This window comes from Corynebacterium sp. MSK032 (genome assembly GCF_030232065.1).
Classification (GTDB): Bacteria; Actinomycetota; Actinomycetes; order Mycobacteriales; family Mycobacteriaceae; genus Corynebacterium; species Corynebacterium jeikeium_D.
The window spans coordinates 215,257-231,741 of sequence record NZ_JASPJR010000001.1; the positions used below are offsets into that span (position 1 = coordinate 215,257).

At 57.8% G+C, this 16,485-nt stretch carries 11 protein-coding genes; 7 read left to right on the forward strand and 4 right to left on the reverse strand.

Going from position 1 to position 16,485, the window contains the following annotated elements; genetic code table 11:
- Nucleotides 1-95: 95 nt before the first annotated feature.
- Entirely contained in the window at nt 96-644 is a 549-nt protein-coding gene (locus QP995_RS00945) for a PH domain-containing protein (RefSeq protein WP_070437865.1), read from the reverse strand.
- A 57-nt stretch (nt 645-701) separates the two neighbouring features.
- Entirely contained in the window at nt 702-2,357 is a 1,656-nt protein-coding gene (locus QP995_RS00950; RefSeq protein ID WP_284852822.1) for a mechanosensitive ion channel domain-containing protein, read from the reverse strand.
- A 360-nt stretch (nt 2,358-2,717) separates the two neighbouring features.
- Between QP995_RS00950 and QP995_RS00955 the strand changes: the two genes are divergently transcribed.
- The 5 genes from QP995_RS00955 (at nt 2,718) to serA (ending at nt 10,076) form a co-directional block, all read left to right on the forward strand.
- Complete coding sequence (locus QP995_RS00955) at nt 2,718-4,628, forward strand: acetolactate synthase large subunit (RefSeq protein ID WP_069358810.1); 1,911 nt, start codon at nt 2,718-2,720, stop codon at nt 4,626-4,628.
- Nucleotides 4,629-4,662: 34 nt separating this feature from the next.
- Nucleotides 4,663-5,166 carry an acetolactate synthase small subunit gene (gene ilvN, locus QP995_RS00960; protein WP_048735338.1) on the forward strand — a complete coding sequence of 168 codons (504 nt, stop codon included), beginning with the start codon at nt 4,663-4,665 and terminating at the stop codon, nt 5,164-5,166.
- A 53-nt stretch (nt 5,167-5,219) separates the two neighbouring features.
- Nucleotides 5,220-6,236 carry a ketol-acid reductoisomerase gene (gene ilvC / locus QP995_RS00965; RefSeq protein ID WP_049194075.1) on the forward strand — a complete coding sequence of 339 codons (1,017 nt, stop codon included), beginning with the start codon at nt 5,220-5,222 and terminating at the stop codon, nt 6,234-6,236.
- 281 nt (nt 6,237-6,517) lie between these two features.
- Nucleotides 6,518-8,242: a hypothetical protein gene (locus QP995_RS00970; protein WP_049194074.1), complete on the forward strand. Its 1,725-nt coding sequence runs from the start codon at nt 6,518-6,520 to the stop codon at nt 8,240-8,242.
- A gap of 238 nt (nt 8,243-8,480) precedes the next feature.
- Nucleotides 8,481-10,076 (forward strand): phosphoglycerate dehydrogenase, encoded by a 1,596-nt coding sequence (serA, locus tag QP995_RS00975; RefSeq protein ID WP_284852823.1) that lies wholly within the window; start codon nt 8,481-8,483, stop codon nt 10,074-10,076.
- A 121-nt stretch (nt 10,077-10,197) separates the two neighbouring features.
- On the opposite strand, the gene scpC (QP995_RS00980) is transcribed toward serA, so the two are convergent.
- Together scpC (QP995_RS00980) and QP995_RS00985 are read right to left on the reverse strand one after the other, a co-directional pair.
- Nucleotides 10,198-11,700 carry a succinyl-CoA:acetate CoA-transferase ScpC gene (gene scpC / locus QP995_RS00980; protein ID WP_049172105.1) on the reverse strand — a complete coding sequence of 501 codons (1,503 nt, stop codon included), beginning with the start codon at nt 11,698-11,700 and terminating at the stop codon, nt 10,198-10,200.
- Nucleotides 11,701-11,851: 151 nt separating this feature from the next.
- Nucleotides 11,852-12,928 carry a GTP-binding protein gene (locus tag QP995_RS00985; RefSeq protein ID WP_049172106.1) on the reverse strand — a complete coding sequence of 359 codons (1,077 nt, stop codon included), beginning with the start codon at nt 12,926-12,928 and terminating at the stop codon, nt 11,852-11,854.
- Nucleotides 12,929-13,217: 289 nt separating this feature from the next.
- Between QP995_RS00985 and scpC (QP995_RS00990) the strand changes: the two genes are divergently transcribed.
- Nucleotides 13,218-14,732, forward strand: coding sequence for a succinyl-CoA:acetate CoA-transferase ScpC (gene scpC, locus QP995_RS00990; RefSeq protein ID WP_070429316.1), 1,515 nt, complete (start codon nt 13,218-13,220; stop codon nt 14,730-14,732).
- A gap of 201 nt (nt 14,733-14,933) precedes the next feature.
- On the forward strand, nt 14,934-16,463 hold the full coding sequence (locus tag QP995_RS00995) for an HNH endonuclease signature motif containing protein (RefSeq protein WP_049190127.1): 1,530 nt from the start codon (nt 14,934-14,936) through the stop codon (nt 16,461-16,463).
- Nucleotides 16,464-16,485: the final 22 nt, after the last annotated feature.

Consider the following 16,485-nt stretch of genomic DNA (forward strand, 5'->3'; position numbering starts at 1 on the left):
TATCCATATTAATCACAAAAAGCCCCTAATGTCTCATTTCGTGGTCACTAGTGTCCGCATAATGAGATTTAGGGGCTTTGTGGACTGCTTATATGTTACTCGGCAGTGGTGTCACTTTTAGGCTTGGCACCTTTGGCTTTAGCGCTTTTAGCCTTGGCATCGGCCTCAACCTCACTGACCTTCTTCATTACCGAGTAGCCATCGCGGTCGAAAACCTCGACCTTGTCATTTTCCGCCATGCGAGCCGAAGCAATCGGATCTGGAATCAGACCGCCGGTGGCTTCCTTCAACTCCGGTAGCGAATTAAAAGAGATGGCCGGCAGGGCGATGCGCTCATCGGACTTGGTCACTGCAAAGGCGCGACCGCCCTTGTTGAAGAAGATGCCCGCAAATTCGCTCCAGGGCACCGAGCGGCGCTTGGCCAATAGGTACACCGCGGTGATACCGCGTGGTCCCACAGTGGTGCGTACTCGGAAAATCCAAAGCGTATAAATCAACGGTGCCAGGAAGGTAACGGCCAGCCACGGGGCAAAACCGGTGGCAATTACACACAGCACGAGCATGAACGCAACGATGAACAGATGCGTCTTCTGTGGGCGAAATCGCTGCGTCGCAATTTTTGGCTGTGGAGTCGAGTCAGTCATGGCCTTTGATTGTAGCGGGTAGTTCGGATTCGCCAATGCACGGTGGGCGGTTGCGCGTTATTGCGTATCAGCGGAGTTCGGTTCCGCGTTGTTAGTGGAGTCTGTCGACTGTGATCCGCCAGAGCTCTCGTTGTCGGTGTTGCTCTGGTCAGAGTCCGGCTCGGTGGAGGTGGCGGTCGAAGGTGCGCGGTTCTGCGTGCTCTGAGGCTGCTGTGAAGTCTCGGACGGCTGATTCTGTGGCGTCTGAGTCTGCTGCGAAGTCTCGGTGGGCTGCACACTCTGTGTAGTGCTAGTCGGCTGGTTCGATGACTGCGGAGCTGACGACTCTTCCGGGTCCTCTTCCTGTGTCGTTACCCGATCGCTCCACCTGCTCGGTGCCAACCATCCAGATGGGCCGTCCTCAGTTTCGACTGTCATCAGGTTCAAAACGCCGAGGACAATTAGGGTTGCCAAGAGCATGATTGTCGAAACGCGAGCACGTCCACCTGCAGAGAGGATTCGCCGGATTTTCTGGCGCGTCGTGAGCGTCTTCCAGTCAGGGTGGCTAACCAGCTTGCGGATGGCGTTGTTGCTTCCGCTGTCCTCTTGCTCGCGTCGAGCATCATCGAGGTCAGCACCCGCATGCGGCAGGTCGGATCGCTCGTTCCCGTCTTGCTTATCGACGGTCTGAGTTTCCATCAGTTTGGTTTCTGCGGTATCCGGCTGGGCAGTAGTGTCCGCTACCGCTTCGACAACTTCGGTTGGAGCGCTGTCGCCGTCGTCAAGCTGTTGTTTTTTCTCTTGCTTAGCATCGGCCTGCCTGAGCTGTTCGATCATCGTGTCATCGCGGACATGACCGGTGATTTCTTCGGCGGGAGCAAACGGGGTCTGTTGGGCGCGCTCGCCGTAGTCATCCCACCAAGTGTCGATGACTGCGGCGCGGATGGCGCGCTCGATGAGCCATTGGTCGCCCGGTTTGCAGTCGACAATCAAGCGCATAGTGACGGTCCACGGCAGGCCCATAACCGTCGGCGGATTGAGCTCCGTGGAGGACTGCAGCTTGATCTCGGAGAGAACTGCATCCTTGACGGAGTCCAGTGCGATGGCACTCTTGGCGGCGGCGACAGTGCGCTCTTCCAGGTCCTTAATGGAGCCACCGGCGGTCATCGGTACGGGAACTTCAACAACAGCACGGGACCACTGTGAGGAGTAGTTGATACACATGCGTGCCTCGGAGTTCGGCACGATGATTTCCTCGCCGTTGAGGGTTCGGATCGTGGTGGCGCGCAATGTCATATTGACTACGTCACCTTGGACAGTGCCCGAAGGGGAGTGAAACTCTACCCAGTCTCCGATGCCGTACTGCTTCTCGGCGATGATGAACAGTCCGCCAAGGAAGTCGGCGATGACTCCCTGTGCGCCAAAACCAACAGCGGCGGAAACAACCGTCGCGGGGATAGCGGCGGCGGTCAGTGAGATTCCGAATTTCGACAGAATCGCGATGATTAAGACGAAGTATGCAATGACTTCGACGATGTAAACCACAGCGCCAATCAGTGCGCGCCGTCCCTTGGACTGCTCCTCTGAAGAGGAGATGTTTCCGTCCGCAATTGCCAGAACGAAACGTCGGATACGGGGAACAAGAATTAGCAGAATGGCCAGACATGCGATGGCAAGGCCGTTATTGGCCACCCATTGCCATGTCCGTAACAACATGTATTGCAAGAATTCCATGCCATCCACCGTAGGTCGTTCGCCTTAATATGCGCTGAGTTTAAAGGTAAAGAATTATGCATAAAGACGAGCTTTGGACTTGGGGCTTGCGGGGCTCGGGCGTGTAGGGCTCGGGTGTGCAGGCTTGGGTGTCCCCGGGGTCGTGGTCGGGGAGTTTCTGGGTAGAGTGATTCCCAAAGTTGGGGCGGGGTTCTCGTTGGAATCGGGTGGGTGCTCGGGGTGTGATACGGGTGGCGTGTCCAATTGACGGGATTGACTTCTCACTATGTGGACGTTAGGGTTGTAGCCAACGCCACATTCGTAGCTTCTTTGCGTGAATGTGTGTTGAGTAGTTGCCCACCATGATCCAGGAGCGAAATCGTGAACGCGCACGAGCAGCACACCCCATCGCCCGCCCAATTCGCGGCTAAGGCGCGCACCAGCGCCCCCGAGCGAATTTCTGGTGCACAAGCCATTGTCCGATCCCTTGAAGAGCTCGGCGTCGAGGTAGCCTTCGGTATTCCCGGTGGTGCAGTGCTTCCGCTCTACGATCCGATTTATGACTCGGAAAAGCTCCGCCACGTCCTGGTGCGCCACGAGCAGGGAGCTGGCCACGCTGCCACTGGTTACGCGCAGGTTTCCGGCAAGGTTGGTGTCTGTATCGCGACTTCCGGCCCGGGTGCTACTAACCTGGTGACCCCGCTCGCGGATGCTCAGATGGACTCCGTTCCGGTTGTCGCTATCACTGGTCAGGTCGGTCGCCCGCTGCTGGGTACTGACGCTTTCCAGGAGGCTGACATCCGCGGTGTGACCATGCCGATTACGAAGCACAACTTCATGGTCACCGAAGCTGAGGACATCCCGCGCGCGCTCGCTGAGGCATTCCACCTGGCTTCTTCTGGTCGTCCAGGTCCGGTTCTGGTCGATGTCCCGAAGGACCTCCAGAACACGATGATCGACTTCACCTGGCCACCGGAGATCAACCTGCCGGGTTACCGTCCGGTGACAACCCCGCACCAGCGACAGATCGACGAAGCCGCTGAGATGATTGCTGCGGCAAAGCGTCCGGTGCTCTACATCGGTGGTGGCGTCATTAAGGCCGATGCTTCCAAGGAGCTGGTCGAGTTCGCCGAGCAGACTGGGGTTCCGGTCGTGACCACGCTGATGGCTCGCGGCGCATTCCCGGACTCGCACCCGCTGCACATGGGTATGCCGGGCATGCACGGCAAGGTGTCAGCCGTCGCTGCTCTGCAGAAGTCCGACCTGCTCATCACTATCGGCGCGCGTTTCGACGACCGTGTTACCGGTGATCTGAATTCCTTCGCGCCGAACGCGAAGGTAATCCACGCCGACATTGACCCGGCAGAGATTGGCAAGCTCCGCGAAGTTGATGTTCCCATCGTCGGCGATGCCCGCGAGGTCCTTGCCGCACTTAGCGAGTCCTACACCAAGCTCGGTCTTAGTCGCCCGCAGATTGCCGACTGGCTGAAGCTTCTCGACGGTCTCCGCGACGAGTTCCCCCTCGGGTGGGAAGAGCCCGCTGATGGTGCAATCGCTCCGCAGTTTGTAATTCAGACTCTGTCCGACATCGTTGGTCCAGAGGCCATCTATGCCGCTGGCGTCGGCCAGCACCAGATGTGGGCAGCGCAGTTCGTCCAGTACGAGAACCCGCGCACCTGGCTTAACTCCGGTGGTGCCGGCACGATGGGCTACTCAATCCCGGCTGCGATGGGTGCCAAGGCGGCTGCTCCAGAAAAGGAAGTCTGGGCCATCGACGGTGATGGTTGCTTCCAGATGACCAATCAAGAGCTGACCACCTGTGCAATGGAAGGTTTTCCCATCAAGGTTGCCTTGATTAACAACGGTAATCTGGGCATGGTTCGTCAGTGGCAGACGCTGTTCTACGATCAGCGCTACTCCAACACCAAGCTGCGCCCGGAGGATAACTCCTACCTGCCGGACTTCGTCCAGCTCTCCGAGGGGCTTGGCTGCGTGGCGATCCGCGTGACCAAGAAGGAAGATGTCGCGGCGGCGATTAAGAAGGCACGCGAGATTAATGACCGACCGGTGGTTATTGACTTCATTGTCGGTGAGGATGCTCAGGTGTGGCCGATGGTGGCAGCTGGCAAGTCCAATGATGAGGTCGAATACGCCCGCGGTCTGCGCCCGCTGTTCAACGATGAGAATTCAGCAGCTGAGGCCCCGGCTGACATCCACGGCACTGTTGTGGACAACGCCGAGGACGCCGCGAAGCAGCCCGACGCTAACCACCCGTCCATGAAGACCCGCTAATCGGGATCCGAAGCAACAGGAAGTGAGTCCCAAAATGGCTGAACTGCACACTCTATCCGTGTTGACCCTCGATGAGCCGGGTATTCTGGTCCGCATTGCGGGCATGTTCACCCGTCGAGGTTTCAGCATCCAGTCGATTACCTCGGGTGAAACTGAGACCGAGGGAGTCAACCGCATCACCGTCGTGGTTGAGACGGAGACGCTGCCGATCGAACAGATCACTAAGCAGCTGAACAAGCTGGTGCCCGTGCTGAAAGTGGTCCGCCAGCCCCCAGAGACCATGGTGTCGCGCGGACTGCTGATGGTGAAGGTTTCCTGCGACAACACCAATCGTCCGCAGGTAGTCGATGCCGCCAATCTCTTCCGTGCCCGTGTGGTGGACGTTTCTCAAGAGTCTGTCATCATTGAGGCGACGGGTGAGCGCTCGAAGCTTGTAGCCCTGCTGGAGGTCCTCGAGCCGTTTGGTATCCGTGAGCTCATTCAGTCCGGTACCGTCGCAATGGCACGTGGGCCGAAGCCGATGCTCCAGGCCCGCTAACAACTAAACGCTAAGATTTTTAACGAATCCGATTCGAAAAGAGGCTAACTTTAATGGCTATTGAACTGCTGTACGACGACGATGCTGATCTGTCCATCATCCAGGGACGTAAGGTTGCCATCCTGGGCTACGGTTCCCAGGGCCACGCTCACGCTCAGAACCTGCGCGAGTCCGGTGTCGAGGTTGTTATCGGTCTGCGTGAAGGCTCCAAGTCCGCTGTGAAGGCTCGGGAAGCTGGCTTCGAGGTTAAGTCCAACGCAGATGCCGCTGCATGGGCAGACGTCATTATGGTGCTGGTTCCGGACACCACCCAGGCAAGGGTTTACAGCGAGGACATCGAGCCGAACTTGAAGGACGGCGACGCGCTGTTCTTCGGCCACGGTCTGAACATCCACTTCGACCTCATCAAGCCGGCTGACAACATCACCGTCGGTATGGTTGCTCCGAAGGGCCCGGGTCACCTGGTTCGTCGTCAGTTCGTCGATGGCAAGGGCGTTCCGTGCCTGATTGCCGTTGACCAGGACCCGAAGGGCGAGGGCCGCGACCTGGCTCTGTCCTACGCTGCAGCTATCGGTGGCGCCCGCGCTGGCGTTATCCCGACCACCTTCGAGGCAGAGACTGTGACCGACCTCTTCGGTGAGCAGGCTGTTCTCTGTGGTGGCACCGAGGAACTGGTCAAGGTCGGTTTCGAGGTTCTGGTTGAAGCTGGCTACGAGCCGGAGATGGCATACTTCGAGTGCCTGCACGAGCTGAAGCTGATTGTTGACCTGATGTTCGAGGGCGGTATTGCCAACATGAACTACTCGGTCTCCGACACCGCTGAGTTCGGTGGCTACCTGTCTGGCCCGCGCGTTATTACCGCTGATACCAAGCAGCACATGCGCGAGATTCTGTCTGACATTCAGGACGGCACCTTCACCAAGCGCCTGATTGCCAACGTCGAGGGCGGCAACAAGGAGCTCGAGGACCTGCGCGCTTCCTACAACAACCACCAGATTGAAGAGGTCGGCTCCAAGCTGCGCGACCTGATGAGCTGGGTTAAGGTCGACGCTCGCGCTGAGACTGCCTAAGTTTGTTGCTTAAGCGAATCCCTCGCTTGTTCGCGAAGTAGGGCTTCATCACTGAGCTTCACCGCCGTGATGAGGCCCTTTTCGTATCTCTCTCACTAGTATTCTTTCACTGAACCGTGTGGGGTAGACGTGTGGAATAAACGTCTGAGCCAAAAGCAACTACTGCCAAACGGGTGTAGCCCCAGTCCTATCCGGGGTTCTAATCTGGGTTGAAAGGTCTCCCTCAACAAAGACGTTCGATAGTCTAATCGTTGAAATCAAATCATTTCACGGAGGTAAATGTGCGAGTATCCGCAATGACGCGGCGCGTGACGGCAACCGTTGCCCTGACGGTCAGCCTGGCGTTGGGGTCAAGCGCCTTGGTCGCGTGTGGAAATTCCGACAGCGCTGTTTCCACGAAGAAGGTGGACGCTGAATCGACGGTGCTTAGCGACGACATCGCAGCGTCGGAAAGCCTGATCGACAGTTCGGAAGCGGTTGTCGTTTCCTCGGCAGGCTCTGCTGAGCAGCGTAGGGCGGCAGGCATCGCGGTTGCTGCTGGTCTGCCGATGCTAGTGGCTGGTTCTGCCGAAGATGCGGAAGATGACAGTACCGCCAAGAGCCCGAAGAAGGATGCTCGTGGCCGTGATACCGGCGCCGATATCGCCGATGTGGAAAAAGAGATTGACCGCCTGGGCGCAAAGACAGTCCTTACTGTGGGGGCAGTTGACCTGACTGGGGAAGAGGGCCGTCAGATCATTGCGGATCCGGGTACGACCGATGGCCTTAAGGAGCTCGTCGGTACCGAGTTTAAGGTTCTCAAGGAGACGGAGTCGAAGCCGACTCGCGCTGTCGTTGAGATGGATCCGGAGAAGCCAACTGTCGTCGAGGGCGATGCAACGAAGGATGGGGCAGCCAACCAGGAGGCTCAGGATCGCGCCAGCGATGGGCAGGACGACAAGGGACAGGAGAGCGTCACCCTGCCGAAGGGATCTCCGAAGGAGGTCAAGGACACATTGGCACTGGCCGCACCGGGTACCGGTTTGGCCTCCATTGCTACGGCCCGTGCCGCTGGCCTGAAGGTCAGTTGGTTGCCGGTGGGCGACGCGCGTGCTACCTCTGAGTCGATTTCCGCTGCTCGCGACGGCGAGTCCCTGATTGCTCTGGGTAAGGTTTTCGGCGATAAGGACAAGTTTGATCAGTCCATCGAGCTTGCCAAAGATGACAAGGTTAAGGAGCTGCCAGGTGGAGGCACACTGCTGTTCCCCGGTCGTCATCTGATTGCAACGTATGGTCACCCAGGTGTCGCTCCATTGGGCGTGATGGGCGAGGATGATCCGGAGGATGCCGTCGCACGTGCGAAGGACTACGTCAAGCAGTACGAGAAGTTCGCTGATGACCCGGTACTGCCGGCCTTCGAGATTATCGCTTCGGTCGCGCAGGCTGACCCGGGTCCACGCGGTGACTACTCCGAGCCAGCTCCGGTTGAGACTCTGAAGCCGTACGTCGAGGCCATGACCAAGGCCGGCGGCTACGTCATCATCGACCTGCAGCCGGGTAGTGCAGACTTCCTGGACCAGGCCAAGTTCTACGAAGAACTGCTGAAGATGCCAAACGTCGGTCTGGCGCTGGACCCGGAGTGGAAGATGGAACCGGGGCAGGTTCCGGCGACCCAGGTTGGTCACGTTAAGGCTGAAGAAGTCAACCGCGTTGCTGATTGGCTGGCTGAGCTAACTCGTAAGAACAACCTTCCGCAGAAGATGCTGATGCTGCACCAGTTCCAGCTACAGATGATTCGCGACCGTGAGACGCTGGATCTGTCGCACCCGGAGCTCGCATTCGTTCTGCATGCCGACGGCCATGGCACCGCGCAGGAGAAGTTTGAGACCTGGAACGTCATGCTGCAGGATTTGCAGCCGGAGATTTTCGAGGCGTGGAAGAACTTCATCGACGAGGATCAGCCGATGTTTACTCCTGAGGAGACCATGAACATCGAGCCGCGTCCGTGGTTGGTTACGTACCAGTAGGTTATAGACCAGCAGAAATAAAAATATAACGCGAAATATTTGCCGACTTGAATGTCGGGGGCAACGGCGCTTACTCCCTAAACAAAGGGTAGTAAGCGCCGTTTTGCTTAGGTAAGTCCCCCCGTGTCTCACCCCCAGAGTTTATGATGAGACGTAATGCGCGTGCACGCTTTAGTAGTTTTCTTAAGTGACACCGCACATACTGCATAAACTTTTCGAGACAAACCAGGAGATGCTTGTGAGCCAGAACGCTCGCCCCGTTGTCCTCATCGCCGACAAGCTGGCACAGTCCACTGTGGACGCATTGGGGGATTCCGTTGAGGTCCGTTGGGTAGATGGCCCGAACCGCGCTGAGCTCCTGGCTGCGGTTGGTGATGCTGACGCACTTCTCGTCCGCTCCGCTACCACCGTGGATCAGGAAGTCCTCGAGGCTGCTCCGAATCTGAAGATCGTCGGTCGCGCCGGCATTGGCCTGGATAACGTCGACATCGATACCGCTACCAAGCGCGGCGTCATGGTTGTCAACGCTCCGACCTCTAATATTCACTCTGCATGTGAGCACGCAATCGCACTGCTGCTGGCCACCGCTCGCCAGTTGCCGGCTGCGGACGCGTCCCTGCGTGAGGGAGAGTGGAAGCGCTCTTCCTTCAAGGGTGTCGAAATCTTCGGCAAGACCGTCGGTATCGTCGGTTTCGGTCACATCGGCCAGCTGTTTGCGCAGCGTCTCGCTGCTTTCGAGACCAACATCATTGCGTACGATCCGTACGCGAACCCGGCTCGTGCTGCTCAGCTCGGTGTTGAGCTGGTTGAGCTGGAAGACCTGATGGCTCGCGCTGATTTCGTGACCATCCACCTGCCGAAGACCAAGGAAACCGCTGGCATGTTCGATGCTGAGCTCCTGGGCAAGGCCAAGAAGGGCCAGATCATCATCAACGCTGCCCGCGGCGGTCTCGTCGACGAGCAGGCGCTTGCCGACGCGATCAAGGCAGGCAACATCCGCGGTGCTGGCTTCGACGTATACGCGACCGAGCCGTGCACGGATTCCCCGCTGTTTGGTCTGCCGGAAACTGTTTGTGCTCCGCACCTGGGTGCCTCCACCGTTGAGGCTCAGGACCGTGCGGGTACCGATGTCGCTAAGTCCGTGCTGCTGGCACTGGCTGGCGAGTTCGTCCCGGATGCTGTCAACGTTTCCGGTGGCGCTGTCGGTGAAGAGGTGGCCCTGTGGCTCGAGCTGGCTCGTGAGCTGGGGCTGGTTGCTGGCGGTCTGCTCGAGGGCGCTCCGGCCGCTGTTGAGGTCACCGCTCGCGGTGAGCTGCACACTGAGGACGTTAACGTTCTGGGTATGGCAGCAATCCGTGGACTGTTCTCCCTCATGGTGGAAGAGCCGGTCACTTTCGTCAACGCTCCGCGTATCGCAGAAGAGCGTGGTGTGACCTTCACTGTCGAGACCGAGCCGGAGTCCGTCTCCCACCGCTCCGTTCTCGAAGTCAAGGTCATCGGTGCTGATGGCTCCACCGCTACCGTCGTTGGTGCTCTCACTGGCCTGAACCGCGTCGAGAAGATTGTCCGTATCAATGGCCGCGGCATCGACATGCGTGCTCAGGGCCGTAACCTCTTCCTGCTGTACAAGGACGTTCCGGGCGCTCTGGGTTGCGTTGCTACCACCCTGGGTGAGTCCGGCATCAACATCGAGGCTGCTGCTCTGTCTCCGCAGGAAGCAGATCAGACTGCCATCCTGGTGCTGCGCGTTTCCAAGGAGGTTCCGGAGGAGCTCGTCGAAAAGATTACCGAGGAGATCTCCGCTACCCACGCTCTGCAGCTTGAGCTGGACTAGTTCTGAGCGCCTAGACGTTTTAGAGCTAGTCTCTAGCGCAGCTTCTACTGCATGAAAAATCCCCTCCGCATGGAGGGGATTTTTGTTTCCCAGCTGATCTATGCAGCCGTAGCCCTACTGCCTAGCCCTTCATCGAGCCCTTCTCAATCATGTTGACGTGGAAGTCGAAAGCAGTACGCAGATCGTGCGGGGTAGACATGCCCGGAGCGGTCTTCAGCGCGCGCTCGTAGTACTCCTCCAGCAGTGGCTGGTACTCCGGGTGTGCAACGGAAATCAACTTCGCCACGCGGTCACGTGGTGCCAGGCCACGCAGGTCAGCGAATCCACGCTCGGTGATGATGACCATGGCGTCGTGCTCGGTGTGGTCAATGTGCGAAGCGAACGGAACGATAGTCGAAATCGCACCGTCCTTCGCCAGCGACGGCGAGATGAACGAAGAAACGAAGGCGTTACGGGTGAAGTCACCGGAACCACCGATGCCGTTCATCATTCGGGAGCCGTTGATGTGGGTGGAGTTGACGTTGCCGTAGATGTCGGCCTCAATCATGCCGTTGGTGGCGATCAGGCCGACGCGACGGACAACCTCCGGGTGGTTAGAAATCTGCTGCGGGCGCAGAATGATGTTCTCGCGGTAGCGAGCAGCCTCGTTGTTCATACGCTCGGCAGCTTCCGGAGACAGGGAGAAGGAGGTAGCCGAAGCGACGGTCATCTTACCTGCGTCAATCAGGTCAATCATGCCGTCCTGAATAACCTCGGTGTAGGCCTTGATGTTCTCAAACTTGGAGTCCAACAGACCCGCCATCACGGCGTTCGGAACGTTACCGACGCCCGACTGCATGATGTACTGGTCGTAAGCCAGGCGACCCGCGCGAACTTCGCCCTCGAGGAAGTCGAGGAAGTGGCCGGCAATGGCCTTCGAGGTCTCATCCAACGGCTTGAACGGGGAGTTGCGGTCCGGCGCGTTGGTCTCGACAACTGCGACAACCTTGTCCAGGTTGATGTCGATGTAAGGGGTGCCAATGCGGTCACCCGGAGCGTTGATCGGCACCGGCGTGCGGTTAGGCAGGTGCTGAATGCGGTAGATGTCGTGCATGCCCTCGAGTTCCTCGGACTGCCACGAGTTGACCTCAATGATGATCTTGTCAGCGTTGTCCATCCACTCGACGTTGTTGCCAACGCTTGACGACGGAACGAGGTGTCCATCTTCCGTAATACGAGTGACCTCAACAATTGCGGCGTCAATCGGCAGGAAGCCCTGCTCGATGTACAGCGCGGAGTGGGAGAGATGGATGTCCTGGTACTTCGCCTTGCCCGAGTTGATGGACTTACGCAGTGCCGGATCGCCCTGGTACGGCATGCGGTAGCGGATGATGTCAGCTTCTGCCATCACGCCGTCACAGTCCGGGGCAGTGGAAGCGCCAGTGTAGATGTCGACAGCGAACTCTTCACCCTTGGCGTGGAGTTCCTTGCCGCGGTTTGCCAGCGCAGTCGGCAGAGCCTTCGGGTAGCCAGCACCGGTGAAGCCAGAGATGCCGAGGGCATCACCATGATTGATAAACTGTGCAGCCTCGTCGGCGGTCATTACCTTGCCGCGCAAACCGGCATGTGCGATGCGATCAGACATGTCATCTCCTAGATAGACTGTTCGACTTTAGTTTTGTCGCCTAACCTAGCATGCGCTAACAGTGTGTTGCCACACCCGCAGGTTGAGAAGTGATTTATGACACTCTGATCGCTTCAGCGGGTCGTTTATCGGCGCTCTTCCAGGGGCTTTGTTACAGCAATTCCCGCACTTCTTCGTCGGTCAGCATGGCATCCTCGAACGCTTGCAGTGTGGCCTCTGGGTTAAATTTCACACCGATGAGTACGACCTCATTGGATGGTGGGACATCGGTCTGCGCCCACATGACGGCAGGGGTGATTTTCAGGTTCGGCCCCGCCTGACTCCACACGTGGGCGACTTCGAGGCGGTCGGAAATCCAGCAGTGCCCCTTGGATCGTACGAGCCCCTTTGTGCCGCGGAGAGCCTTGATTAGTCGTTCGCGGTCGAAGGGTCGATTGCCTCGGAAAACAACCGAAGAAATGCCGTATTCTTCAGTCTCCGGCGTGTGGGGATTCGCAAGTTCTTCTGCATATCCGTGGAAAGTGGCCGCGGTACCTTCGTCGTAAAGCGATGCGTCGAGAATGGCAGAGGTGGCGATTTCGCCGTTAGTCACGCGGACGATGCGTGCGCGGGGGTTCATTGCGCGGATCGTTTCCTCGGTACCGCCGGTGAGCTTTTCGCCGGCGAGGTCGGATTTGGTGATGAGGATGAGATCGGCGAATTCCACCTGGTCGACGAGGAGGTCGGCGACCGTGCGTTCGTCGTCAGGCAGTGCGCGTCCCTGGCGGAGACTGTCGAGGAATGTAGAGGCGTCGACGAGCGTGACCATCGTGTCGATGGGGGCGATGTCGGCGAGGCGACGGCCGTCGTCGAATTCCCACTCGAAGGTAGCGGCGACTGGCATGGGCTCGGAGATGCCGGTGGATTCGATGACGATGTGCTCGAACTTGCCGCTGCGCGCGAGCTTGCCGACGTTTTCAACGAGGTCATCTCGCAGCGTGCAGCAGATGCAGCCGTTGGACATTTCGATGAAACGGTCCTCGCCGCGCTCGAGATATGTGCCTTGCTCGATGAGGGCGGCGTCGACGTTGACTTCCGAGAAGTCGTTGACGATGACCGCGATTTTGCGCCCCTGTGAGTTTGCCAGGAGGTTGTTGAGGAGGGTGGTCTTGCCGGCGCCCAGGAATCCGGACAGGACGGTGACGGGAGTGGTCTCGGTGGTGCTATCAGAAAATTCGGTAGAAGTCACCCGACAAGATTAGCGTACTGAAAATGATTATCAATAACTACTGCGCGAATTGAGCTAGGCGAGGGGTCGTAAATGTGTCGTACGGCTTATTGTCAGACAGTTGTGACGTAGGGCATAAAACGGTGTTGTAGTCGGCTTTAGTGTCGCGTGAAGTGTGCCTAAAATGGGGGCGCTTTCGGGCATCTGAATGAAAGGCACTAACCGCTTCGTTGATAGGGTTGGGGGTGTGCTTTGGTGTTCGAGGCACTACCCCCGATAGTCGCGTTGGGGGATATAGAAAGGTGAATTCATGTCAGATCGTATTGCCCATGCTGGTCTCAAATCCAAGGTGATGACCGCGCAGGAGGCGGCGCAGTTCATTAACCACGGAGACATGGTGGGCTTTGCCGGATTTACCGGTGCTGGCTACCCGAAGGTTGTCCCGCCGGCTCTCGCTGAGCGCATGGAGGCCGCTCACGAGCGTGGCGACGAGTTCAAGATTAAGGTCTTGACCGGCGCGTCTACCGCTCCGGAACTTGATGGTGCGCTGGCGAAGGCCAATGGTGTTGAGTGGCGTATGCCGTACCAGTCCGACCCGGGAATGCGTAACCGTATTAATGCAGGCGATGCCTTCTATAGTGATATTCACCTGTCGCACTCTGGCCCGATGACTGAGCAGGGCTTCTTTGGCCCGGTCAATGTTGCTGTGGTCGAAGCTGTTCGCATTAAGGCCGATGGATCCCTGATTCTTTCCTCTTCGGTTGGTAACAGCATTTCTTACTTGAATGCTGCAGAGAAGATCATTATTGAGGTCAACTCCTGGCAGTCCGAGGATCTCGAGGGTATGCACGACATCTACAGTGTTGGGCTGCCTCCGAACCGTAAGGAGATTCCGATTGTGAACCCGGGGGACCGCATCGGCACTCCGGATGTTCAGATCGATGTCGATAAGGTTGTCGCTGTCGTCGAGACGAACGCCGAGGACCGTAACTCGCCGTTCAAGCCGCTGGACGATGACTCTAAGGCCATTGCCGGCTACCTGCTCGACTTCCTCGATGGGGAGGTCAAGGCCGGTCGTCTGCCGGAGAACCTGCTGCCGATGCAGTCGGGTGTCGGTAACATTCCGAACGCTGTGCTCGCAGGCCTGCTCGACTCCAAGTATGAGAACCTGACCTCCTTCACTGAGGTTATCCAGGACGGCATGGTCGACCTGATGGATGCTGGCAAGCTGACCGTGGCTTCCGGTACCGCATTCTCGCTGTCCCCGGAGTACGCAGCTCGTATGAATGAGAATGCTGCTGACTACCGCGAGAAGATTGTTCTGCGTCCGCAGGACATCTCCAACAACCCGGGTCTGGTCCGCCGCATGGGGCTGATTACCACCAACGGCATGATTGAGGCTGACATCTACGGCAACGTCAACTCCACTCACGTGGCTGGCTCCCGCATGATGAACGGCATTGGCGGTTCCGGTGACTTCACCCGAAACGCCTACATCTCTACGTTTGTGTCCCCGTCGCTGGCTAAGAATGGCGATATTTCCGCAATCGTGCCGATGGTCTCTCATGTTGACCACACTGAGCATGACGTGATGGTCATCATCACTGAGCAGGGCCTGGCTGACCTCCGTGGGCTGGCGCCGCGTCAGCGTTCCCGCGTTGTCATTGAGAAGTGTGCGCACCCAATGTACAAGGAGGCGCTGCTCGAATACGTTGAGCGTGCTGAGAGGGCCACCCCGTACCTGCATACTCCGCATGACCTGGGTACTTCTTATGACTTCCACCGTCGTTTCCTCGAAAACGGTTCCATGAAGCCGGTCGACTAGGTTTCTAGTGCGGTTCCCGCTTTACGACGAAGTTTGCGTCGTAGGGCGGGATTTTCTTTCGGCTTTAGTTCGAAATAGTGTTCGAATAATGTGGAGATTTTTGGGGTGCGCAGCGGTTTGAATCCGGGGTGGGGGATATGGTGTGGGCGAATTGATAAAGAACTGTTCGTTAGGGGACCTCGTTAGGGAGGGGACAGTGCAATGTCAGAGTTGGAATCGTGTGGGGAATTTCGGTTCAGCCATGAGGTGAGGGCTCATTCGCTCGCTGAAGTGATGCGCGAGATTAATCGTCTGCAGATGGTTATCGCTCAGCGGGTCGCACCACCAGATGATGGCGATGTCGAAGCTCATTTGGCTTATTGGTCGGTGGTGCTTGGAATCTCACGCGCCGAAGTGAACAAATATATGGAAATTGGCTACATGCTTGGACGTATGCCGCAACTAGCGGAAATGTGTCAGGAGCGCGGGCATTTGTCGATGAGGCATTTAGCAATGCTTGGTAAACATACCCGACCTGTAGCCGATGACAAGGTTGACGCAGTGGAGTCGGGTCTCGTGGACGTCGTTAAGCCTAGGCGCGACGGGGAGGCACTCCGTGGCGTGCGTGCGATGGCAACGCGGGTGCAGCGAGTGATTGGTGAGTGTGCTCCGGAAGTGCGGCCACGTGATGTGGATGTCGCTGGGTTGCAGGCTGATAGGGTCCTGGCCCGGAATGTGGAGGCGACCGTAGATGCTGCAATTGATGCGGCGGCATACCAGGTCGAGGCGGATGGAGAGTCGGCGGATAATCCCGTGGAGTCGGAGGAGGTACGGGAGGTTCAAGCTGCGGCTCTCGACTACTTCGGCGATCGTATGACGGCTAAGGAGTTTATCGCAGTTGATGAACATGGTGACGCTGGAGTTACGACACTGACTACTGTCCTCGAGCGGCATCATGCAGTGGAAGCCCTTGCAATTATCGACGCAGTGGCTAAGAAGATGAAAGTGAGTCGCGCGGCAGCTTTCATGCATGCGTTACGCGGTACTTGTGAGGTGGAGGTGAATCTGGAACTCTTCCGAGTGCTCTCTCCCGGGGAGGATGGCGAACCGGAAAACACTCCAGTGTGGCTCGCTGGCGCAGGTTGGCTTTCTTCGCTGGTGGCCGAGTCTTGGCTGAAGCGGGTATCGACATTGCGGGTGCTGGGGGATAGTGCGGTTGAGGGGTATCGGCCCTCCGAGTCTCAGCGTGCATTCGTGCGTGCCCGTGACGGTGTGTGTAGTTTTCCTGGATGCGATGTCCCCGCGGAAAAGTGCGATATCGACCATATTGTGGAATTTGATCACAGCCTTTCCGGTGGTGAGCGGCAAAAGGAAGGGGTCACGCACACAGATAATCTCCATTGTCTCTGTCGAAGGCACCACAACCTCAAAACTGCCGGTATGTGGCGAGTTGTTCGAGGTGATGATGGGATCGAAGCTTGGACGTTCCTCTCTTGTGATGAAGGGCCGTTTGCGCAGTCGGAAAAAGAGCATACTGGGCATGGTCGTTACACCTTTGCCTCGCAGACTGAAAAGAAGACCGCTGCGCTGGCTGAGCACAATGAGAAACGTCGCAAATTGCATGACAATCTCCGCGGCCTAGTGGATAAGGTGCGGCGGGATATGGAAAAGGAGAGAGCAGTAGGCGGGGTGGATTGTGAAAACGATGGAGATGGTAAAAATCGCGCAGACAGTGACGGGGGTGAGCGCTAGGTTCTGCTACACTCATTTGTGT